The 24,040-nt window shown below is 50.7% G+C and carries 8 protein-coding genes and 1 tRNA gene; 3 read left to right on the forward strand and 6 right to left on the reverse strand.

Going from position 1 to position 24,040, the window contains the following annotated elements; translation table 11 throughout:
• Positions 1-17: 17 nt before the first annotated feature.
• Positions 18-1,277: an efflux RND transporter periplasmic adaptor subunit gene (locus tag HRU77_01395; GenBank protein QOJ19466.1), complete on the reverse strand. Its 1,260-nt coding sequence runs from the start codon at positions 1,275-1,277 to the stop codon at positions 18-20.
• Between the two features lie 265 nt (positions 1,278-1,542).
• Here HRU77_01395 and HRU77_01400 point away from each other — a divergent pair, with 265 nt between their 5' ends.
• Together HRU77_01400 and HRU77_01405 are read left to right on the forward strand one after the other, a co-directional pair.
• Positions 1,543-3,252 (forward strand): multicopper oxidase domain-containing protein, encoded by a 1,710-nt coding sequence (locus HRU77_01400; protein ID QOJ19467.1) that lies wholly within the window; start codon positions 1,543-1,545, stop codon positions 3,250-3,252.
• Positions 3,249-4,193 (forward strand): copper oxidase, encoded by a 945-nt coding sequence (locus HRU77_01405; protein ID QOJ19468.1) that lies wholly within the window; start codon positions 3,249-3,251, stop codon positions 4,191-4,193. Before HRU77_01400 ends, HRU77_01405 begins: the two co-directional genes overlap by 4 nt.
• A gap of 90 nt (positions 4,194-4,283) precedes the next feature.
• Here the strand turns inward: HRU77_01405 and galU are convergent, their stop codons facing one another.
• From galU to cysD, 4 genes are all read right to left on the reverse strand, one after another.
• Complete coding sequence (gene galU, locus HRU77_01410) at positions 4,284-5,177, reverse strand: UTP--glucose-1-phosphate uridylyltransferase GalU (GenBank protein ID QOJ19469.1); 894 nt, start codon at positions 5,175-5,177, stop codon at positions 4,284-4,286.
• A gap of 73 nt (positions 5,178-5,250) precedes the next feature.
• A complete protein-coding gene (gene galE / locus HRU77_01415) occupies positions 5,251-6,285 on the reverse strand; it encodes a UDP-glucose 4-epimerase GalE (protein ID QOJ19470.1) in 1,035 nt (344 codons plus the stop codon).
• A 219-nt stretch (positions 6,286-6,504) separates the two neighbouring features.
• Entirely contained in the window at positions 6,505-8,388 is a 1,884-nt protein-coding gene (gene cysN / locus HRU77_01420; GenBank protein QOJ19471.1) for a sulfate adenylyltransferase subunit CysN, read from the reverse strand.
• Positions 8,388-9,284 carry a sulfate adenylyltransferase subunit CysD gene (gene cysD, locus HRU77_01425; protein QOJ19472.1) on the reverse strand — a complete coding sequence of 299 codons (897 nt, stop codon included), beginning with the start codon at positions 9,282-9,284 and terminating at the stop codon, positions 8,388-8,390. The genes cysN and cysD overlap by 1 nt, the downstream gene beginning before the upstream one ends.
• Positions 9,285-9,688: 404 nt before the next feature.
• On the opposite strand from cysD, the gene HRU77_01430 reads away from it, so the two are divergent.
• Positions 9,689-9,764: transfer RNA gene (locus tag HRU77_01430), tRNA-Lys, on the forward strand.
• 297 nt (positions 9,765-10,061) lie between these two features.
• On the opposite strand, the gene HRU77_01435 is transcribed toward HRU77_01430, so the two are convergent.
• Positions 10,062-24,026, reverse strand: a complete 13,965-nt coding sequence (locus HRU77_01435) for a PLxRFG domain-containing protein (protein ID QOJ19473.1) — start codon at positions 24,024-24,026, stop codon at positions 10,062-10,064.
• Positions 24,027-24,040 lie beyond the last annotated feature (14 nt).

The following is a 24,040-nucleotide window of genomic DNA, read 5'->3' on the forward strand; positions in this document are numbered from 1 at the left end:
AATGAATGCGGTTGCTGCTAATGGGTGAAGGCCGCGCCCGCTGGCGCAGCCGGAGAATCGTCACGCAATTGCGGCTCGACAACTTTGCCGGGCATCAGTTTGATGAGATTGTCGACCACCACGCGATCGCCGGAATTTAATCCTGCCAGAATAATCCAGTCCTTGCCGATCCAGTTATCGACGGTCACAGGGCGTTGCACCGCTTCATTCCGTTCATTGACCACGTACACAAAGCGCCCCATATCGGATGTCAGCACGGCGATCTGCGGCACGATGAACACCGTGCGCGGCTTTCCGGCAGTCACGCGGATACGGACGAACTTTCCGGGCAATATGCGCTGCTCGCTATTGTCAAACGTTGCGCGCAGTTGCTGCGTACCCAGCAGCGGATCGATTTTGCTCGCGGCAAAATTGATTTTACCTTCCTGCTGATATTCCGACCCGTCCGGCAAGATCATTTTCACGCTGTGCACATTTTTCTCGTTTAAATGCCCGCCTACCGGTGCGACTTCGTTATCCGAGAAACTAAAGCGCACCCAGATCGGCGACAATTGCGTCAACGTTGTCAGAAGACTGCTATTGGCGGATACCAAGGTGCCTTCGGAGAATTGCGAACGGCCGGTCACTCCCTTTTGTGGCGCTCTGACGGTGGTGTAGGAAAGATTGAGTTCGGCCTGCTGCACCCGGACTTTCGCTGCTTGCAATGCCGCTTCGGCAATCGCCAGATCGGCTTTCGCCAGATCGTATGCGCGCTGACTGACGAAATTTTCCGCCAGCAACTGTCGCTGCCGGTCTTCATCGCTTTTGGCGCGCAGAACGCGGACATGTTGTTCGTTATGCGCCGCCCGTGCTTCCGCCAACGCATTCTGAAAAGGCTCCGGATCAATCAAATACAGTGGTTGTCCGGCTTCCACCGCCATCCCTTCGGTATACAACCGCTTCAGCAAAATGCCGCCCACGCGTGGACGGATTTCGATTTCCTTGGCACCTTCGGTTTGCGCGATCGTTTCCAGACTGACCGGCATTTTTACCGGCTGCATGGCGATGACTGTGACCGGTATCGTTTGATCCATGCGCGGCGCCGGTTGCGCGGGCGCTCTGCCGCCGCAGGCGGTTAACAGAAAACCCGTCAAGCCGCAGCAGAAGGAAATGACGCATACCTTCTTTATTTGTTCGACAGATTGCGGGAATTTCAAATTGTGCTGATTTAAGTTTGCGAAAAAATCTGGAATTGTCACTCGGATAGTTACTAAAAAATTAAAAAATCGCAATCTCATTCAGATTATGCAAAAACCACAAAAGCAGAATTGGGTTCTGTATAATGATTGCCGATGATAACTTGACGGATAATGTAGAAGTATTGCATAGATGAAGATAGATGTACCTCATAATTTTACCTGCCAGCCAATACACCGCTCAATGATTACGCCTACAGTTCTGTCATATCAGATAGATATTGGCTATTAATCCCGGTTTTGTAAAAACTTTTGATCTAAGCAGCCATATTTATTAATACTTGATAAATTTTAAAGGTGCGTTGATATGCCTATTCACTTTTTTATTGCCTTATTGACTTTCTTCATGCTGTCGCCAGCTGCGGTTCAGGCATCGCTGAAGCTGCCCGAAACGGTGAAAGTTGATCCGGCCGCGTTAACGGTCGAGCCGATGTGTGATCCGAAAATCTCCCCGGCATGGCGCGAAGCTCAGGAAATTGAAGGAGTCAAAATAGCAGCATCGCCCGGTTGCAGTCCGGATAATCCGGCCTGGATCGCGGCGGCGGTTAAAGGAACCAACCATATTTCGATGGATACGCTGATGAAGACCGGTCTTTCACCGGATGCCATCATCAAAACCGATGATCTGGACGGCGATGGTGATCCCGACCGGATTATCATCAAACTGGAAATCATGGAATTGAACGGCAAGTCGCCCGATTTCCCCGGTCTGGTACCGACATTCGACATTGCTCCCGGCGTTCAACCGGGTGCTTGGGTATTTGCACCGAAAACCAGCGGCATGTCGACCGAGAATTTTGAGAGCGTCCGGGCGAATCCGTTATTGAGACTCCCTTCTCCGGTGATCCGCGTCGAAGTCGGCGATATCGTGCAAATCGTGCTGGAAAACACGCATTATTTCCCGCACAGCATTCATTTGCACGGCGTAGATCATCCTTTCTCACACGGCGATCATGCCGGTCAGGACGGTGTACCGCAGACCAGCGAAGTTGAATTGATGCCAGGCGGACGTCGTGTATATGAATTCCAGGCAAGACAACCCGGCACCATGTTCTATCACTGTCATGTACAGACACATACGCACTTGGCTATGGGTCTGGCGGGGATGATCGTCGTAGAAGAAAACCGGCCCAACAATTGGCTGCAAACCCTGAATATCGGTGCGGGCCATGTCCGCCATCCATCGGTTGCAGTGCGCGAAAATTTCGATCAGGAATACGATCTCCACTATCACGCGATGGATAAGGAACTGAGTGACATCATTCAGAAATACAATGATCCGCGGCTCATCGCGCGCGATATGAATCAACGCTACGACATCACCGATTCGACCGAGGATTATTACACGTTGAACGGATTGTCGTTTCCTTATACGCTAAGAGAATCGCTGATTATCGTTGAACCCGATCAGAAAATTAAATTGCGCCTGCTCAATAGCGGCGGCGAGTCGATCGCGGTCCATACGCACGGCCATCATGCCACGATCACGCACTATGACGGCGTGGAGCATAATCCGGTTGCCCAGATCATGCGCGATGTATTCGATATGGCACCGGCGCAACGCCTCGATCTGAAACTGGAAACCGTCAACGACGGCAAACACAGTTACGGCGAAGGCGACTGGCTGATCCATGATCACCGGGAAAAAGGTATCACCACCAACGGCATGGCCGAAGGCGGCAGTATGAGCTCGATCGTGTACAAATCCTATCTGAACGGCAGCGGCCTGCCGAAAGTCAGTCACTTCGGCATCGATCTGAACAAATACTTTACCAAGGAATATTTCGAAAGAAGGCTACCCGTTTGGCAGGATCTGGATGAATGGTCAAGCCTCGGCTCCCCCGGCGGACAAACCGGCCTCAGCGCCCAGGCACAGACCTCTTTGCTGAATGGTGCGATCGGTCTGCTGATAGGACTGGTCATTTATCTGATTTTCGCCAAACGAGAGCAAATCAAACAAAGCGCTATCGCGGCAGTTTCCCGCCTAAAAGGAATTAAAGGGAGTAACCAAAAATGATAAAGACGACAACCATTACTTTCTTACTCGCTGGAATTCTCGCTGTCGGTACGAACGCCACCGCTCAGGACAAAGCAGCCACAACCCACGAGCATGATCATAGTAGTCATAGCATGGATTCAACTCAAGCAAGCACAGAGGAACAGCAAGCGGATGATCACAGCGGTCACGATCATAGCGGTCACGACATTAGCGCGGAGCAGCATACCGACCACAGCATGCATTCCACCAGCACGCAATCCACGGAACATGGCGACGGACATCACCATCATCATATGGATCATGATCATATTATGGACCACGAAGGCACCATGATCATGGGGCAAAATCTCGACAAATTGCCCAGCAGCTGTAAGAGCATTTCCGAGGAAGTGGAAATTACCGTACGCGCCGGCAGAAAATATGCCGCCAGATTCCCCGGCACCGCTTTCGCGTTCGATCAACAGCAATGGCACGTAAAACCTTGTTCCAAAGTCACCTGGCACTTTGTCAACGAAGATAACATCCGGCATCAATTCATGATGCACGGATTGCCTAAATATCTTTATAAATACGGCATGTTCCATTTGGAAGTGACGGGACCTAAAACGGTCACCGGCACCATCATCGTGCCGGGATCGGATGACACGTTTCTGGTGCATTGCGATATTTCCCATCACATGGAAAAAGGCATGAAAGCGCAGCTGGTCGTCGGCAAGGGAGCGGAAAACATACCGAGCATTCCCGGTGTGACGCCTTATAACATCAACGATACGTACGAAGCGGAAAAACTGCCCAAAGTTTCGGATAAAGCGGAACAGAGCGCAATGGTGCGGCAGATTACGGCATTCACCAATAATAACTTGCAGAGCTACGGCATGATGTTGATCGGCGCACTTGTCGGATTACTGTGCCTGCCGCTGTTCAATAAGTTACCGTTCCGCAAAAAGAAAGCCGATTAAATCCGGCGGAAATCGATCAGCCGGTAATTAAAACAGGGCGGTAAGTCCGAATTTGGATTTACCGCCCTGTTTTTTTGAACATAATGTGTGTTATTTCGTTATTTGGGGAAAGCTTTTAACCAAATCATTTAAGTAGGATGAAAATTCCTGCTTAAGCTCAGGATGTTGCAGAGCGAATTCCACAGTAGCCTCCAAGTAACCGGATTTGCTGCCGCAGTCGTAACGCTTGCCGTCAAATTCGTAGCCTAGCACCGATTCTTCTTGCAGCAATTTCGCGATCGCATCCGTCAGCTGAATTTCATTACCGGCACCGCGTTCCGTTTTTTCCAGCAACTTGAAAATGCGCGGTGTCAGGATATAGCGTCCGACCACCGCGAGATCGGATGGCGCCTCATCGACCGGAGGTTTTTCGACGATTGCGTTGACTTTGGACAAGTTATTGGCAATCGATGCACCGTTGATAATGCCATAACGGTTAACCGTATGATGAGGGACCTTTTCGATTCCCAAGACTGAACAATGGTGCTGCGCGTAAATATCCACCATTTGACTCAAACAACATTGTTTGCCGCCATCGATCAAATCATCCGCCAGTAAAACCGCAAACGGTTCATCGCCGACAACCGATTGTGCGCATAAAACCGCATGTCCCAGTCCCAGTGCTTCGGCTTGCCGGATATAAACGCAATCGATGCGCGCCGGCAGGATATTGCGGACAATATTCAGCATTTCATGCTTTCTATCCGCTTCCAGTTTCGCTTCCAACTCAAATGCCTTATCGAAGTGATCGGGTATGGAGCTTTTGTTACGCCCGATGATGAAAATCAGTACGTCGATACCCGCGGCAACCGCTTCTTCCGCAGCAAATTGAATCAACGGCTTATCGACGATCGGCAGCATTTCCTTGGGATTCGCCTTGGTCGCCGGTAAAAAACGTGTACCTAATCCGGCAACAGGAAAAACAGCCTTTCTTATCGCTTTCATTTAAGTTCTCCTTAATAGTGAGTCGCCACAACCGCCCTCATCCGATTCCGGTAGTCCGGAAAAGTAGCTCCGGTCAGCTTTGATAGCCGCTCGGATTGGTGCTTTGCCAATGCCAACTGCTTGTGCACATTTCATCCAATCCGAGTTTGGCTTGCCAGCCCAGCAATTCGAAAGCGCGCTTTGGATCCGCATAACAAGCAGCAATATCACCGGAACGCCGGGGAGCGATCTGGTACGGGATCGGCCGTCCGCTTGCCTGTTCGTAGGCATGCACCACTTCCAATACGCTGTACCCTCGTCCGGTGCCTAGGTTTACGGTCAAACAGCCGGAATATTGACTATCTTGCGTATGACGCGACGCTTCCAGTACCTCCAGAGCCTTGAGATGCCCCTGTGCCAAATCGACGACGTGAATATAATCGCGCACGCCGGTGCCGTCTGGCGTAGGGTAATCGTTTCCCCATACGTTCAAAGTTTCCCTTCGCCCCACCGCGACCTGCGCCACGAAAGGCATCAAGTTATTCGGAATTCCTTGCGGATCTTCGCCGATCAGTCCGCTGGCGTGCGCCCCCACCGGGTTGAAGTACCGCAATATACCGATCCGGAATGAATTGTCACTGCGCTGTAAATCGCGCAGAATCTCTTCGATCATCAGCTTGCTGCGTCCGTAGGGATTCGTTGCAGTCAGTGGATGATCTTCCGTTAGCGGCAGGCGTACCGGATCACCATAAACCGTTGCCGAAGAACTGAATACTAATGTTTTGACATCGCATGCTTGCATCGCTTCCAATAGCCGCAATGTCCCGGCGACGTTATTGTCGTAATAGGAAAGCGGCTGCTCAACCGATTCCCCGACGGCTTTAAGTCCGGCAAAATGGATAACCGCTTTGGCTTTACTTTGCTGTAACGCTGCCGTCAAGGCGGCCCGATCACGGCAATCGCCGGTAATTAATCCAGGTTTCCTGCCGGTAATTTTCTGCACGCGCATCAGTGCTTCCGGATTGCTGTTACAAAAATTATCGAAAACCGTAATGTCAAATCCCGCATTTAGCAATTCGACGCAAGTGTGCGACCCGATGTATCCAGCACCGCCTGTAACAAGAATCATGATAATTAATCCGATGAAAAGTGATAGATTTGCTCGAACGCTTTACAATTTTTCAAGCGCACGATGACACTGTGGCATGAAAACGGTTACAAAATGATTTAATGAACCATAAAACTTACGAGTCTAGTCAGAGACTTTGATGTGGCACGGTCATTCGTTCGCATCGCCGCCAATCGCGCCACACTGATGCATGCGATGATTTATCGGGCAATAGTGCTATTAACTGAGCACGCCCGCTTGCGTCAGGTAACGGATGATATGCTCCACCGCCTGCTCAGGGGTCTGAATAGCCCTATCGATACGGATTTCCGGATTATCCGGTGCTTCGCCGGTAGAATTAACTTTGCTGCGATCGCCTTTTTGCAATTCCTTCAGCTCTCGCGCTTCTGCCGTCTGGATCGTTGCATCGACAAATATTTCAAAAAATTCGCCCTGTGCCACCAATTCACGCGCCATTTTACGTTCGTCGGAAAACGGTGAAATCAGAGAAACCAGCACGATTTGTCCGACATCAACCATCAGCTTGGCTACTTCCGCAGTGCGCCGGATATTTTCAATCCGGTCGGCATCGGTAAAACCGAGATCTTTATTCAAGCCGTGACGAATAGTATCTCCATCCAGCAGATAAGTGTGTTTGCCTAACGAATAAAGCTTTTTCTCGAGCAAAACAGCGATAGCCGACTTGCTGTTGCCGGATCCGGTAAGCCACAAGATGAACGGTTTTTGTCCCTTGAGGGCGGCGCGCGCTTGTTTATTCACACTGACCGTTTGCCACCCGGCGCGGCTGTGCGATTGCTGTACGGCCGAGTGCAGCATGCCCGCCCCTACCGTATTATTGGTCAGGCGATCGATCATGATAAAACCACCGGTATCACGATCTTCGCTATACGGATCGAATGCGATCAGTTGATCCGTAGCGAGAGTACAAATGCCGATTTCATTGAGCTCAAGCTGCGTAGCAGCAATATGCTCGAGCGTATTCACATTGACCTTATGCTGCAACTCGGAAATAGTGGCGGTTACCGTTTTTGCACCAATCTTCATCAAGTACGGCCTGCCGGGAAGCAGCGGTTCGTCGATCATCCAAACCACAGTCGCTGCAAACTGATTGGCCACGCCGGGCGGTGAATCGGTTGTCGCCAACACATCGCCTCGGCTGATATCGATCTCATCCGTCAATGTCAGCGTAATCGATTGTCCGCAAACCGCCCGGTCAAGATCGCCGTCTTGGGTGACGATGCGCGCCACCCGGCTTTCCTTGCCGGATGGCAGAACGCAGACGGGATCGCCAGGCTTGACACTGCCGCGTACCACCATGCCGGAATAACCGCGGAAATCCAGATTGGGACGATTCACCCATTGCACCGGCATACGGAAAACGCCGGATTGCTCAGCGGCATCTTCTACCTGCACATTCTCCAGATAGCTCATCAATGTGTCGCCGCTATACCACGGTGTATTCCTGCTTAACTCGGTAATATTATCGCCTTTCAAAGCCGACATCGGGATGGCGACAATATTTTGCAATCCGACCTTTTTGGCGAATACGCGATAGTCGTGATCGATCCGGTTAAAAACCTCTTCGGAATATCCCACCATATCGAGCTTATTGATCGCCAGCACCACATGCTTGATGCCGATTAAAGAAACCAAATAGCTGTGCCGCCGCGTCTGAGTCAACACCCCTTTGCGCGCATCGATCAGAATAATGGCCACATCAGCGGTCGACGCGCCGGTGATCATGTTGCGCGTATACTGTTCGTGCCCGGGTGTGTCGGCAACGATAAACTTGCGCTTGTCGGTAGAAAAAAAGCGGTACGCGACATCAATGGTAATGCCCTGTTCACGTTCCGCCGCCAGTCCATCAACCAGCAGCGCAAAATCCAGATCGCCCGCTTGCGTACCGACTTTCTTGGAATCAACCTCCAATTGAGTCAATTGATCTTCAAATAACATCTTCGATTCATAAAGCAATCGGCCGATCAGAGTGCTTTTTCCGTCATCGACACTGCCGCACGTTATAAACCGGAGCAGACTCTTGTTTTCATGCGTTTTTAAATACAGCTCGATATCTTCTGCGATCAAATCCGATACGTGCGCCATTAGAAATAACCCTCCTGCTTTTTCTTTTCCATCGAACCGGCGGAATCGTGATCAATCAACCGGCCTTGCCGCTCGGAGGTTCTTGCCAGCAGCATTTCCTGAATAATCGCCGTCAGCGTATTCGCTTCGCTTTCAATTGCGCCGGTAAGCGGATAACAACCCAAGGTGCGGAACCGCACCGTCTTCATCATCGGCTGTTCGCCTTCCCGCATCGGCAAACGTTCGTCATCCACCATGATCAATGTGCCATCGCGCTCGACGACAGGACGTTCCTTGGCAAAATAAAGCGGTACTATGGGAATGTCATTCAGATAAATATATTGCCAGATATCGAGTTCAGTCCAGTTGGAAAGCGGGAATACCCGGATACTCTCACCTTTATTCTTACGCGCATTATATAACCGCCACAGTTCCGGCCGTTGCAGCTTGGGATCCCAACGATGTTGCGCCGAGCGGATGGAAAAAATGCGTTCCTTCGCACGGGATTTCTCTTCATCCCGGCGCGCGCCGCCAAAAGCCACATCGAAACCGTACTTATCCAACGCTTGCTTCAACCCTTCGGTTTTCCAAATATCCGTATGAACCGCCGAGCCGTGCGTAAACGGATTTATTCCTTTCTCCACACCGCGTGGATTAATATGAACCAGCAATTCGAGCCCGAGTTTTTTCGCCATGACATCGCGAAATTCAATCATTTCCCTGAATTTCCATGTCGTATCGACATGAAGCAAAGGGAACGGCGGTTTCGAGGGGTAAAATGCCTTTACCGCCAGATGCAGCATGACAGCGCTGTCTTTACCAATGGAATAAAGCATCACCGGGTGTTCGCACTCCGCGACGACTTCCCGCATGATTTGTATGCTCTCCGCTTCTAAGCGCTGCAAATGTGTCAGCATTATCAGTTACTTTCCTTAATCACAAAAATAGAGTTGATCTACCATTATTCGACTGGCTTACGGTTTTTTTAAAAATACGAACCGGACTTCCGCTTCCTGTCGCCTTAATGATGCCACTTGATTTCAATACCACTTGTTACTTGTTGATTCTGGCAGAATAAATACCAGAAGGATATGGATTTGATTTTGTAGCGAGATCATAAAAATTTTATTTTTTATGGCATTGAAATTTACAGTAAATTTCCCGGTAATCCTACAGTATTTTTGCATACATTTTATCCAATACTCGCGCTATTGTCAGTGTGCTAGGCATTATAGCCGTATCTCTTATAGCATAAGAACAAACACTCAATCTGATAAAGCCATTTCTATCGGTAATTGATTCAGGTATAATGCTGCGCTTCGGGTCGTTAGCTCAGCCGGTAGAGCAGCGGACTTTTAATCCGTTGGTCGGCAGTTCGAATCTGCCACGACCTACCAATTAAAAAGAAGGGGTTAGCAGCGATGCTCAACCTCTTTCTTTTTTCCGGGGTTACACCGGGGTTACTTTGCAGATTTTTCTTGTGCTTTCATGCTCAAGCATTTATGTCAGTTTGCTTTTTTGGCCTGATTGACAAAACCGCACTTTTTTAGCGAATTGCTTGCGCTGACTTGATGCAACTTCAGAAGTGATGTTGATTTTCCATACCTCATTTGTGGTCGAAAAAATCAACATTGGTTAATTCCGTCGAATTCGACGGAATTAAAAACCCGCCGGAGCGGGTTTGTTTGCTGTCATCAATCCAACAATTCCAAGCCTATCCTGCCGCGCATTTCCTTCGGAGAGTCTTTCAGCAGCCGGGTGTTCTTATCGGTATTCAACGAGCGAACCCGGTCACGGATTTGATTGCCGTTAATGGCTATCGGGATTCTTGGGTTTTTCTTGTTCCAATCGTCCTGGCGTTTCTTCGCTTCATCGATCATGGCCTTGTCATTTTCCATGATTCCGCGCGCCCACTGATTCGCTATGCTGGTTTCGGTGATTTTCTGTAAAGAAATATCCTGCTGTAGCGGCATTGTCTTTCTGTGCACATTGGCGATCTTGGTCGGATTGAATCCGGATGCCTTTATTGCAGCATCGCTCAATCCCACGTCAGTCACTTTTCGGCCCTTGAAGTCGCTGGAATATCCTTTTCGTGCCATTTCTTCGGCAGCAAGAATATCCTTGATAGCCTTGGGCGCGAGATTCTGCAATGCTTTTCCGCTATTTCCCTCGGTTGCTGCGTCGTATGCATCGCCCAATTGGGATCCCATGCCGGCCGCTGGTCCGAGTAACTCGATTGCGTTGCGGGTGCGCATTTGCTCATCCGATTTTTTTAGCAATCCAGTGCCCGGTATGAAATTGCCAAGCCCTAACCGGCCAGATACATCCAGCGGCAATTGCGACGATATACCATATAAGAACATATCGCCCAGCTTGTCGCCCAAGATTTGATACGCTGCTTCGCGCTTATTTCTGCGCATATTGGTGTCCAGCCCGAATAACTGGCCGATGGTATCAATCAGATCATCCAAGTCTTGCGCAAATGGCAATCCTTCCTCGCCGGACGCCAGCATCAACACCGCCAGCATGATGAGTGCCGCGCGTTTTCCTTCCGGTCCGCCACGCTTCCACATGCGCGACAGCATTTCCACGTACATCAAACTGAATTGCTTGAACGTCAGGATAGTGCGCCCTGCTGGATTGCGTGCCCAATTAGGCCGGTTCACTTTATTGTATATGCCCTGGGTTTCGTTGACCGCCCGGACCGCAAAGGCGTAAGGATTGGCATTTCCTTTTTCTTTGGCCATGTTCCAGGCCGCGATGAACGTCAGCTTGCGGTTAAATTTCTCCGCCAGCGAGAACATGGAACCCCACAGCGTCAGGAATGCATTGATACGCGCGCGCGCATTGTCGCTACCGGCCTTGATCGCTTTGCCAGCTCCAGGTATGCGCGATAGCGTGCCGATCAAACCGGATGCGATACTTTGCGCACCCATACTATATAGGTGGAAAATTTCCTGAGCATCGACCACGCCCTCACGGCTTGCGCGTTGCAGCGCGTCCTTCAGACTTTTATCGGTAATTTCCTTTTTGCCCATAGCGTAAGGAATTGCCTTGGTTAATTCGCTCGTCGCACTCTTCAATCCGAATTGCGACAGGTACGGACCGGTCATCATAACCGGCTGTGTCATATTGATCATAGCCGCCGCGACTGAACCACCCAAGAACCAGGCGAACATCACGGTTGATAGCGGCGCGGCAGGATCACCCGGGTCAACAATGAATTTTTTCAGTTGAATCGCCTCATCCTTCACGTCGCCTTTATTCTGCGGGATGGTGCGGATGGATTCGTTTAGATCGCGCAGATAGTACCGCTGCGCAGAAAAACGGCCATTGCTGGTAATGAAATTGGACAGCACACGCGGCAAATCCTGGCTGTAACCCGGAGTGCCTTTTCTTTCCAGGCGGCGCTTCAACGCGCTGCGTTCTGATAATGCGATCTGGTAATATTTATTTGCCACATCACCGGCGCCAATTGCTTCACCGAACAGCGCAACCGTTTCCGGCGAAATACCGGCATACAGTTGGTGCGAATCTTCGCTATCAATACCAGAATCGACACGAATATCATTGCGATCCTTGTATTTTTCCTTCATCCGGTCGAGCGCTGCCATAGCTTCGCTTTCGGTATCGAACTTGCCGAAGTAGACCGTTGCCGGGCTGCCGTTCTCATCGCGTTCCACTGCACCGGTTTGCGGATCGATTTCCTGTGCCGTCACCGTCCATTTGCCAAAGCGCATCAATGGAGCATAGCCACCTTTCTTTAGCCCGGCAGCGGTATCGAATATCGTGTTTAGGTTTTTGAGCGTGCTGGCGTAGGATTCCTGCAATGCCGCGAGACGCGCAGCACCTTCATCGTCGCCGCGCTTCCTGGCGCTTTGTATCGCAATATTGAGCACGTTGGCTTGCCGCTCCACCTCGCTCTTGAGCAATGTACCGGCAATTCCGGGCTCATCGATGATCATGCGGCGCATGTCTTTGGGAACAATGTGCTGCGCCATCGCGTACCCTTCCGCCGCCGCCAGCTCGTCGATACTTGCATCGACCGCTGCGCGCGCCTGCCGATAGAGTGATATGCCGGTTTTATCCAGACCGAACACGTTTTTAAGCTCGGTATCGTCCCACACGCGCCCGTCGGTTGCGCCTTTACCCGCCAATGTACCGGCAAACATCGCGTCAGCAACCTTCTTAATGTATTTCTGGTTCTGCGCGCCCTTGAACAATCCTTTTGCTGCGGATTTGACATCATCCACGCGAGGCAATACACCGGGCGCCAATTCTGACGGCCTGATCGATGCCAGCGAAACATGATTCTGCATGGCATTGGCCAGCGAGAACACTTTCCCGTAATGCTGATCTTTCAGCGCCTTGTGATACTGCGTTGACAATGTTTTGTGGTATAAGCCGAAATTCTTTGGAGATTTTTCCTTGCTATTGCCGAAGAAGTTGAATAGCTTTTCCTGCGCGCTATCAACCGATGATGAGTAATCATCAGGCTCTTTTCCGCCTTTTCTGAAGAGGATGCTTTCGTCGTTCTCGCTGAATGCGCCGGTGTTACCGGTGGCGGATTTTATTTGATTTGGGTGAAAAGCAATGTATTGATTACCAACATGGTAACCGTCATCTGCATTTAAAATAATTAAACCATCATTACCGTTATCTTTTGCTTCTTCAATATCAAAATCCTTATCGTTATCTTGCGCCCCTGAGTAATCCGCCACCTCTGGATTTATTATTTTTAGATATGACTCAACGACTCTGTTGCCATAAGGCTTTGCATTATTAACATCGTCTGAGAAGAATGAATCTTTTTTAAATTCATTAAAGTCTTTATCAGTCCCATGATAAACAACCAGCGGCCTACCTTGATCATCGACAACTCGACTGTCACCAAACCACTTCCAGAAGTTACGAATACCTTCAACCGTTGGATAAATTGGCTTGCCGTTGCTGTTGCGCGTTGGCCGATCAATGCCGTCGATGGTTATGGTTTCTGTAATGCCGCTCTTCCTATCTCCCATCATCAACGCTGAATCATTGCCACCATCGCCGGTTTTTAACTTCTGCCGTCCCTGGCGCAATATGTTCAACAGATCGGTTTCACCAAACTCAGCCAGCTTGGCGAATTTGTGATCTCTCAACCATGCCCGGATCATGCCAACGATGGCCTTTACCTTATCGCCAAACTTCGGTGTTTGCGCGTAATGAGCGAGCGCTTCATCCATCATGATCTTGATTCTGGTTTCGTTCGGCAGCTCGGTATTCTTGAGCATGTCGGCATAATCAACCAGACTACCCGTAATACCACGGTCGTTTGCCAGTTTTATCAATCCTTTTCTGCCGCCGATGGCGATATACAGATCATTCAACTTTTTTGTGATCTCGCTTCCGTACAGCCTACGGACACCCATGTGCCCCTCGATCTCATGCAGAAGGGTTTGCTCTATGTCGGCTTCACTTTCATTATTATTGGCGATAACATACACTTTGCCGTTATGAACCAGACCCTTTGCATTCTTGGCGGCATCCTCACCATAGTTTTTTGCTATGTTGTTTTTTACGTTGTCCGGCAGATCATCAAACGTCGCAACCGTGGATATATCGATATTCCAGACTTTCTGGTTAGCAGCGACAATCCGATCAACTGTAGACCGGGCGACATCGATCTCGACCCCCCCAACATTTGCAGGATTTCCAAGAAGAAGTGAAGCCTGATCGGCATTGCTGAGAAGCTCATCCAACGCATCGCCATAGCCTAACGTCCGCAATCTGGATTTCTGTTTTTCTATTCCAGCAACAAGCAAAGCTTTCTGTTCATCGGGTACTTGCGGACCCTTGGCCATCAATGCGCGCTGTACGCGCTTATGCTCTTCCCTGGTTTTCTCAAGATCACCGGCTTGTTGGAATGGTTGCTTGGCTTGTTCTCGCAGCGCGGCCGCATCCTTTATCGATTTATCAGCGTGCGCTTTGGCGTCCTGAATGGTGTCAGGCAGCCGATCGATATAATTTTTCATGCGCTGCACCATGCCGGACGGAGAGAATGCATCCGACATCATCCATACGCCAGAACTGCCGGTAGGTGTGCGCAGAATCACAGAACTGGCTAAGTGCTCCAGCCTGAAATCGATACCGCGATATTGAACATCAGCCGTATCGATGATGTGCTCACGCACGCTATTGAATGCGCTCGCCAGCTCTTTGTATGCAGATTCCTTGTCTGCTTTTGGTTTTCTGCCCTGAACGGCTATCGGCGAGAATCCTTCGCTATCGAGTTTGTGTTTCTTGGCTTCATCCAGCAATCCTTGCGCTTCGGAAATAATGCTTGGCGCAGTCTTTTTCGCATAATACTCGGCATCGCGCGCTTTTCTGGTCATCGCCAGAACCTCATCGGCATGCGAGGCTTGCAGCTTCTCCAGTCTGCGGACTTCGTTGCGCAGCCGGGTTTCTTCCAGGATCAACGGATCGCCGGAAGCAGCCGCCTTCATGTCGGCAGCGTTTGCCGCTTCGCCGTCAATGTCCTCGATTTCATTGATCGTGCCGTCGTAATTGCGCAGCTGCTCAATGCCGCGCGCTTTGTGCTCAAGAATCTGCCAGCGCCGGGTGTCGTAGGTTTGTTCCGTAGCATATCGCCCGATGAAAACCTCAAATCCATCTGGATCGCGCTCATAGAGCTCGTTGCCGCGGCGGATAATTCTCCCTTCGCGCTGCTCTAGATCGGACGGCCGCCACGGCGCATCGATGTGATGCAAACCCACAAGCCTTTTTTGCACATTCGTGCCCGCACCCATTTTGGGTGTCGAACCCAACAGAAACCTGATCTCGCCCTCATTGACGGCTTTGAACAATTTGTTCTTGGCTACCGGTGTCGAGTAGTCATGTATGAACGCAATTTCACGCTCCGGCACGCCCTTGGCAATCAGTTTTTTCTTGATGTCATCGTATACAGAAAACTTCGTAGCTCCGGACATTCCGGCAATATCTTCTCGGGTGAATAATTCCAGGTTTTCAGTTTCAACTTCATTTTCATTGTTGAAATCGTCTATCGCTTCCTGCTCTATCTCACCGGTAGATTCACGCTTGGTAATCCAATCGTTTCGCTTATCATCGTTGGACAGCATGCCGTTGGCTGCATCCATTGCATCCTGTTTGCTGCGGCTGTCGGTCAGTATGGCCGCACCACTGGCCGCATCGTATACATCAAAGCGTTTTGAATCCTTGCCGCTACCGCGCTGAACGATGAAATAAGGCAAATCTTCGTGTCCCGGCATCGTGTGCATGGTGCCGCGCTTCATATCCAGTGCACCGGATTCATTGCGGACATACAGCCTGCGCGGTTTGTTCGAGAAACTGGAGCGTGCCGATAGCGGAACGGACAGATCGCAAAACACCAGCTGCGTGCCACGATCGGATTGCCACTGCTTGTATATCCGCATCATGTTATCAACGGCCAGATTGATTTTCGATCCCTTAAAATCTGGCGCTGACGGATTAATCAGCCGGTAATCAAGCCCGGCTTTATTAGCTTCACCGGTCAAGGATAGTGCGTTAACCTTGCCTTTTGTATCCCTGGTCAACTGGCGCAGATTGGCAAAACGCCCAACGATGGAATCCGGATTAACAGACACGACCGGGGATAGCGCCAATTCAGCGATTTTTAACCGTGCATCTTGCTCGGTATCGAATTTGCCGACATGATTATCACCAACATAAGCATCGTATTTATCCGACTTCTCATCATGCTGGATTTTGATTTCCTTATTCAGATCGGCGGAAAACTCGATATTCCCGTTGTCATCTACCTGCGCTCTTGGCACGCCCATCAATGCGGCTACCGCCGGGGAGCGTTTGGCTACGATCAGCGTCGGACGCCCTCCAGAAATCTTCGGTACCGGAAATCGTTTCCCTTGCGCTTCCTCCTGCACCTTCAGATCGTCCAGCGTGATGGTGTCAGCGAATGTGTTATAGAGCGACATCAATGCCGGTAAATTGGTGAATTTGGCAAACCGTGTCGATTGCCGGTAGCCGGATCCGGATGGCGCTACTTCGTAGACGTTTTCCACGCTGCCAAACTGCTTCGCCCAGGCATCAAACACGTTCAAACCTTCGCGCTTTAATGTTGGATATTGCATGTAGCGCTGCATGTTGAACATCTCAACCAGGGAATTCGATACCGGTGTTCCGGTCGCAGTCACATAGGGCGCCTTTTCTCCGAAGGTATTAAACAGCCATTGTGTTTTGACGAACAGATCAAAAGCTTTCGATGACCCGGCAGGGTTGCCCATACCGGGATTGCGGTCCATGGTTGTGTGATAAGCCAAGTTCTTGAACTCGTGCATTTCATCGATCATCATGGCATCGATGCCCAACTCATCAAACGTCACCACCTTGCTGCGCTCGCCAATCGCGGCCAGCTTATCCTTCATCTTGGCTTCCAGATTCTTCCGGATGCGCTCCATGTCCGCGACAATCCTTCTATCGCCGCGCGCACGTTTCATTTCCTCGATGGATGCCGCCAGTTCGTCAATCTGTTCTTGCAATACCTCCGACTCGGTTTCCGGTGGCAAGCCGATTTTCTTCAGGGAAGAATGTCCGACAATGACCGCATCCCAATCGCCGGTAATGATCTTGGCAAACATGCGCTCACGATTATCCTTGCTGAAATCCTCCGGTGTGGCCGCAAGTACATTCGATCCTGGATACAGGCGCGTGAATTCGTTCATCCACTGCAAGGTAAGATGGTTCGGAACTGCAAAAAACGGCTTGCGCGCAATGCCAAGCCTGCGCATTTCCATTGCGAGTGCGGTCATGGCAAATGTTTTGCCAGCTCCAACCACATGATCAAAGAGCACCCGGTAAGACTGCAAACCTCGCCACACACCGTTTTTCTGATTGCCAAGCAACTCGATGGACGGATTCATGCCGGGGAAGCTCATGTGCGAGCCGTCATATTTGCGCAGCACGATGCGATTCATCTTGTCGTTATAGATGGAAGCGATCTTGTCGGCACGCTCCGCATCCTGCCACAACCACTTCTGCCATTCCGCCTTGATTGTGTTTTGCTTTTCCCGCGCGGCTTCGGTTTCTTGTTCCAGTACATAGGTCGTTGTTGATCCGTCAGGATTGCGCACGGTTTTTTTGACTACCGCGCCACGCCCTAGCATCGTCAACTGAAATAAGGATATTGCGGGCAAATCAGAAGTGCCGAACTTGGCCGTATTCAATGTGGTATCGCCCTGGTTATTGAGCGCCGTCACCCATTGCCCGGTTGCTTTGATGTAGGACACATCAGCATCCACACCGGATATATGCTTGATGAATTGCTGATACACATCGGCCGGCACGAAAGATGCGCCGATACTTACGCTGATTTCGCTCGGTGTTTTGTCTTTTGGAATTACCTTTTCCAGCGCTTCGACGTTGCGAGTGTATTTCTTGTCGGCCTGCGCAGCGTCTTTGGCTTCCTGCAATTTTGTCTTAACGTCGCCGGACAGATATTCGTCAGCAGCAACAATCCCTGATTGCGGATCATCGAATACCACATCACCCAACTCCTGAATAATATCCTCTGGCGATTTTCCGTATACCTCGGACATGTACGGCAAATCAATGCCGCCGCGATAATTCAGCGATGCAAGCAAGGCATCCTTTGCGGTCGATACCTTCAAGAAATCCTGCGGCGGAAATGCGACTCTGCGCTTAAATATGTCCGCTTTATTCGCGCTGGGTGCTTTCGGCTCTATCCCTTCCTTTTCGGCTACGGCTTTGCTTATTCCACGGTCATAATCGAATTCCAATCCCTGAATCAAGTGCGCTTCGGTATCGTCCAGGAATATGCCGCGATTGGTTACGGTGTTGATGAATTTATATTTCTTGATGAAATCGTCATAGACTCGATTGAGTTCGGCGCGATTGTCTTCTATTTCCTGATGGGTGGCATCGGGCGAACGCTCCATGCGCATTTGCGTGCGTAGCGTGTCGCGGATGGCGATCATGCCTTTCATGCGGCCTAATTGCGCTTCGGATTTTGGCTGCCATGCTTCGGCGGTTTTTTCGCCCATGACATCGGCACCGCGGCGCATTACTTTGCCGCTTGCATCCACATAGAACGAACCAACCTTGATACCGTCAGGAACGGCCATATCGGTTGATTTTGAATCATTGGTTCTGGCGATGCTGGTAAATATGTCTTTTGGCAGCGAGTCGACCCATTCGGACAATTGCTTACCGATGTCACCAGTGGATTCCACTGTGTACTCATTGGCCGAGTACATTTTTCCGGCTGCCGATGGCTTGCCAAGAACGTATTGCGGTTGAGACACGAAGAATTGATTTACTTTGTGCGTTACCGGTTCATCGGTCTTGCTGTTGATATTCGTCTGGTCGGCAACGTCCTGCCAAGGCGCAGCATTTTTATTCAAGCCGTTCGGATCGTTCTTCTGGAAAACTAGAATATCCGTAACGACCTCAGTACCTGCATTTTCCTTGAATGCGGTGTTAGGCAAGCGCACGCCACCGATCAGGCTGGCGCGCTCACCAATCCATTTACGCACGCGGCCATCTTGCGCATCCATGAAATTGTGCGACACGACGACGGCCATAATGCCGCCTGGGCGCAGCTTATCAATGGATTTGGCCAGGAAGTAATTGTGAATACTGAAACCAGAATATGCGCTGCGTTCCTTGTCTACGAGCGGCTCGTTACCGAATGGCGGATTGCCTATTACCACGTCGAAATATTCTGACGGAATATCGAAATCCTCAAATCCAGTGCTTTGCGCAATCTTGGCTTTTGGATACAGCGCCGCGGCTAACCGGCTGGTTAATGAGTCCAACTCTACACCGTGCAACTGCGATGAGTTACGCAAATCCTTCGGCATCAAACCAAAGAAATTACCAACACCTAATGATGGTTCCAGCAATCGGCCGCCATTGAACCCCAGGCGTTGCAGCGCCGAGTACATGGCGCCGACCGCTACCGGGCTGGTGTAATGCGCGTTTCTGGTGGATGCGCGAGCGGCTTTGTATTCTGAATCGGTGAGCAGTTCTTTCAGTTCGGCATGTTGTTTTTCCCATGCCTTGTTTTCCGGATCAAACGGGCCTTTCATGGCTCCCCATCCGACGTACTTGGCGAGCGTTTTACGCTCTTGCGGAGTGGCTTTCCTGCCCTCGGTTTCCAGATTCTTGAGAAGCTTTATCGCATCGACATTATCGCGGTATTTCTTGGCAAGACCGCCCTTTCCAATTTCTTCAGCGTCAATCGAATGATCTTGCTCTACGCTTCCTCGTCCGGCTCCTCGCTCGGTGTCGGCGGCGCTTGCGTCAGCCCCATCACTTCGGCTTTCTCCCAGCTCGACAGGTGATTCAGGCTCGGATCGCTGAGTGCTTTTCGCTCGTTTTCTTCCTGCACTGTCAGCGCTTCCAGATACTCCCCGGTCGCTATCAGTGCTTTCACCGTTTTCGGCCACCCCATTATCCAGCGGTTTGCTATGTCCGTTGCCAGTGGCGGCATTTTCTGTATCGCCTGCATTATTTCCGGCGGATACGCTTTCGGTTGATATAGGGTTTGCATTCACTACCTCCTGTGGTTTGGTAGTATCTTGTAACTGATCGGGTGTTTTTGCAACAGGATTTACTCTGTCGGCAACCTTCTCAACTTCTATGCTGGCTGCATTTGCCAGTTCTTGATCTGTCATGTTGACCGGCATCCAGCGGTTATTATCTCCGCCGGAAGGATCATTCTCTTTGGTAACGCGCATCATTACCGACACGCCAGATTTAGTAGTTGGAACAGTGCCGCGTAAAGATGTTCCGCCGATATGAATGTATATGCCGCGCTGCTTTTCAGGGTTGAACATGGATAATGTCACGTCACCTGAAACAGCAATGCCGCCCTCGTTCACCGAAACCGGTTTAAGCGCTTTCCCATTTCTCGCGTGAGGCACAAACCCCGCCGCCGCTAGAGACTTCTGAACGCCTTCAAGGTATTTCTTTGTGTCGCTCAAAAATTGTCTTTTGACAACACCGCTAGCACCCTCGCCGGTTTCGTTGTCATAACCGTCTATGCTGGAAACACCGTAATCATTTTTAAGAACCAAGTCTGTTTTCTTGCGCTCTTTGGTACGTTTCTTAGGCTTTTCAATCGTTCCAATGGCGATTTCATTACCTTCTGCTTGCTTGACGTGGCTTGCGGTTCCCTCTTTTTCCATAAGGTCTAGCTCTGCCGCCGTCGTCATGCCGGTAGTATCAAGCCCCGGATAATGCCGCGCAGCTTCGTAAAAACTGCGCAGGTACGGGCGCACCTTTTCACCCAGGTCATTAATCATGGCATCGGAATATTCCCCGAACGTCCTGAATCCAGACTCGATATAAGCGCCAGCCAGCGTTATGCCGTCCTGCAATAACTCAGGGTCAACGCCAGAATTGAGCGTATTTAGTTTTGATTTGAGGCGTGCGCGCGCAGCCGCTACCTTGGCCGCTGTGAAAATCTTGTTTTTGGCGAATTGCGCAGTGTCTTGTTGCTCGATTGCTACATCTGGCTCTTTTGGCGTTGCTGTCTCTGCTGTTCCCGGCGTTTCAGTTTGCTTGGTTTCATTGGCTTGAGTTGCATTGCTTATCTCCTTTTGTTTTGCGCGGCGCGCTTTGGATTCTTTCTCGGTTTTTGGCTTGTGTTCTTCTTTCTTGGTGGCCTTCTTCGTGCCGGTATCGGCAACAACTTTGCTGGTTGATTGCTCTGTGTTTATAGTGTCCTTGATTGGCTTCTTGCGTTCCTTGGCTTCGCGTTCAGTCTTTGGCTTTGATAGTGGCTTTTGGGTGTTCCCGTTTTGCGCCCACTGTTTGAAATCACTTGCCGACATTGCAGTGACACCGCGACGGCGTTGCGGTCCGCTACCATCAGAAAAATGCGCGTCATAAACTTTTTGCGCTTCTTCTTGCGTTGATACACCAACAACGGCCTTGTGCTCATCAAACTTGCCGTCATGGTTGAATTGGTCAAACACATAGACTGGTGAACCAGGAACCGGATTTTCAGGTACATACACGTCCACCTGATCGCCGTCGGCTCCTTCACTGCGCTTCAAGTAACCGTAATGAGCCGTCATATCGACAGACCACGGTTTGCCGTTTGGATCGGTACCGGATCGTTTTGAACCGGCAGGATTTTCGACGCTTATATCCAGGCCATCAAAATTAAGGTGTCCTTTTTTATAGTTACCAGCCTGTTTTTGTGCTTCTGTCGGCTCCGGCCTATCGTTCTCCGGCGACGTTGCTGCCTCGTGCGCTGCAGCATTTACTTTATTGGCTACATCATGGTGCGCAGCTTCAACGTGCTGAATCGTTTCTTGAGCCTTTTCGATTTGGTCATTTACTCTGGAATCGCCGGTTTCGCCGGTTTTTTTCGCCCGCTTCTCTGAAACTGTCACCAAGTTATCGGCTGCCTCACGATCCGATTTTTCCCGGTCACGGTTGCGCAATTCTTCAGCGATAGCGTTTCTTACTCTGCCATCGTTGGCATTGCGCATTTGCTGGCGCAAGTCATCCTCGCTGCGATCTGCAACTGGCGCAGACTCTACCGGATTCAATTTCTTGACCGATTCCGGCTGCTTTTCTTCCGGCGTTTGTTGCGGGTTCAAGCCGTACAAGTCTTTAATGCCTGACACATTGCCGCGCATTGATTGCAGCGCATCCAATTCTTGCTGTTCCTGCGGCGATAAGCCTTGTCCTTCTATCATTTGATCGGACAGACCGTTATCGCCGATGCCCGTCTGGATATGGCCGTCACGCTTTTCCAATAATTGATTTAAGCGTCCTTCCGCAAAATTCAAAACATCCTTATCAAAACCGGTATTCTGATTCAGTTTTTGTGACAAGTTTTCCGGTGAAAGCGGCGATTTAGGCAACACTACTTCTTCCGGTATCCCGGCTTGTTGCGCCAGATCGCGCACGATGGAATTGGCTGTCTGCACGGTAGGATGCTCGCTCGCATCGGCTTGTGGCTGGCTTGGTTCCTGTGTTGCTCCAGGTTGCACCTCCGGCTGTGCTTGCTGAGTCTCGTCCTGCGGATCAACCTGCTGCTGCTCTGGCTGCTCTGGCTGCTCTGGCTGCCTAAAGGTATTGGCCGCCGACACACCACCTGAAAATGTCGCGCCTGGGCTGGAAGCAATGCCGGTTTCAATGATGGTTCTGCCGACATCCTGGCCTAACCTCCGGTTATCGTACTGTCCAGCCATGTAGTTGGTGGCAACCTTCGGCGCAACTTCTTCCAACTGCTCGCCGCCGAGTTCCGCCGCCGCGCCCTTGGCAAATGCCTTGACTGCGCTCTTCGATGTTCCTTGGCCAAACAGGCTATTTTCCAAACCTGTTTTGCCGCTGACGAATCCAGCCAAACCGCCGACGGCAGCCGATACCCTGGAATCCTTCAATGCTTCTTCTTCCGCCTGATCAGGGTCCATACCCTGCTTGATCAGCGTTTCTTTGATGTCGTTGAATGCTTCACCGCGCGCACCACCGGCATTCAATACCGCTCCTGTAGCTCCCGCCGCCGTAGTTGCCAGCGCACCAGCTGTGGCCGCCGATGCTCCCCGCGCCTTAGCAGCCATCTGCGTTAATTTTGCTACGCCAATACCGGGAATCATGCTAGGCAGGTTGGTAACGATGAAACGGGCAGCCAGCGCAGGATCACTGAAATACTGGCCGGCCGCTTCTGCGATCTGCGCCATCACACCGTCTTTGTCCGCTTCTTTTATGGCTGCATCGGCCCGCGCGATTCTCGCTTTCAAAGGATCGGATTGCAGCTCTTGCGCATCTTTGGATTTCTGATTGAAATACCCGGCTATATCACCTTCAGGAGCGAAAAGGTTCGGAACTGCGCCCAGTATGTTGTGCATACCCTCAAGCAACTGCGCCCCGGTATCGGACGCAACTTCGCCCATCGTGCGGTCACGCGGCTCATTGGGTGCGGCCATGAATTGTTGCAGTAGGCTGTCAGCCTGTCCGCCAGCGTGCGGCCGTATGTAATGATCAAAATAGGCCTTCTTTGCAAGCGATTGCTGCTCTTGCGATAGCTTAGAAAACTCGGGGTTAATGACTATATCAGTCCATTTGGGCGCCTTATCCAGATCAGGCTTGGAAGCTTCTGGCATACTTTCAGCGTGCGCATCCGATACACCGCCCAATGCCGCCAGAATATCGCCGACATAGCTCGATACGCGCTTGCCGTTTCCGTCGGCGTGATCTTTTTTGAATGCTTGTCCGCGCTCTTTATTGACATTGCCCTCGCCGGAGAAATACCCGGTTGCAATCTTCGCCGGGTCATTTCCGAATTTGTCGCCCAAATCCTTGATGATGCGCACACCAACGCGCATATTGTCGTCCGGGTTGTTGATGGATTCCCCTGGCTTGGCATAACGCTGAAATGTGCCGGGCATGATCTGCATGCCGCCGCGCGCGCCGTCGCTGCTGGTGCGCGCATTTGAACCGCTGCCTGATTCTTGGTTGTAGATAGCCTGGATGACTGGCTTTAGATGATCGGCGCCTTCGCTTGTGACGATCTGATTTAGATCGGGAAGCGAAAGCCCCTTGCTTGGTGTTGACTGTTTTTGTTTTCCGGAACCATCTTGTTTAGAGAAAAAATCGCTTAATCCAATTTCCGATGATCCCATGTCATTCCTCTTTC

This window comes from Gammaproteobacteria bacterium, assembly GCA_015709615.1.
Classification (GTDB): Bacteria; Pseudomonadota; Gammaproteobacteria; order Burkholderiales; family Nitrosomonadaceae; genus Nitrosomonas.

What these genes read in the sequence shown, in the direction of transcription:
- cysD (QOJ19472.1), bottom strand. Translation starts at nt 9,284, where the DNA reads ATGCTGACACATTTGCAGCGCTTAGAAGCGGAGAGCATACAAATCATG.
- HRU77_01435 (QOJ19473.1), bottom strand. Translation starts at nt 24,026, where the DNA reads ATGGGATCATCGGAAATTGGATTAAGCGATTTTTTCTCTAAACAAGAT.
- HRU77_01395 (QOJ19466.1), bottom strand. Translation starts at nt 1,277, where the DNA reads ATGAGATTGCGATTTTTTAATTTTTTAGTAACTATCCGAGTGACAATT.
- galE (QOJ19470.1), bottom strand. Translation starts at nt 6,285, where the DNA reads ATGATTCTTGTTACAGGCGGTGCTGGATACATCGGGTCGCACACTTGC.
- HRU77_01400 (QOJ19467.1), top strand. Translation starts at nt 1,543, where the DNA reads ATGCCTATTCACTTTTTTATTGCCTTATTGACTTTCTTCATGCTGTCG.
- cysN (QOJ19471.1), bottom strand. Translation starts at nt 8,388, where the DNA reads ATGGCGCACGTATCGGATTTGATCGCAGAAGATATCGAGCTGTATTTA.
- galU (QOJ19469.1), bottom strand. Translation starts at nt 5,177, where the DNA reads ATGAAAGCGATAAGAAAGGCTGTTTTTCCTGTTGCCGGATTAGGTACA.
- HRU77_01405 (QOJ19468.1), top strand. Translation starts at nt 3,249, where the DNA reads ATGATAAAGACGACAACCATTACTTTCTTACTCGCTGGAATTCTCGCT.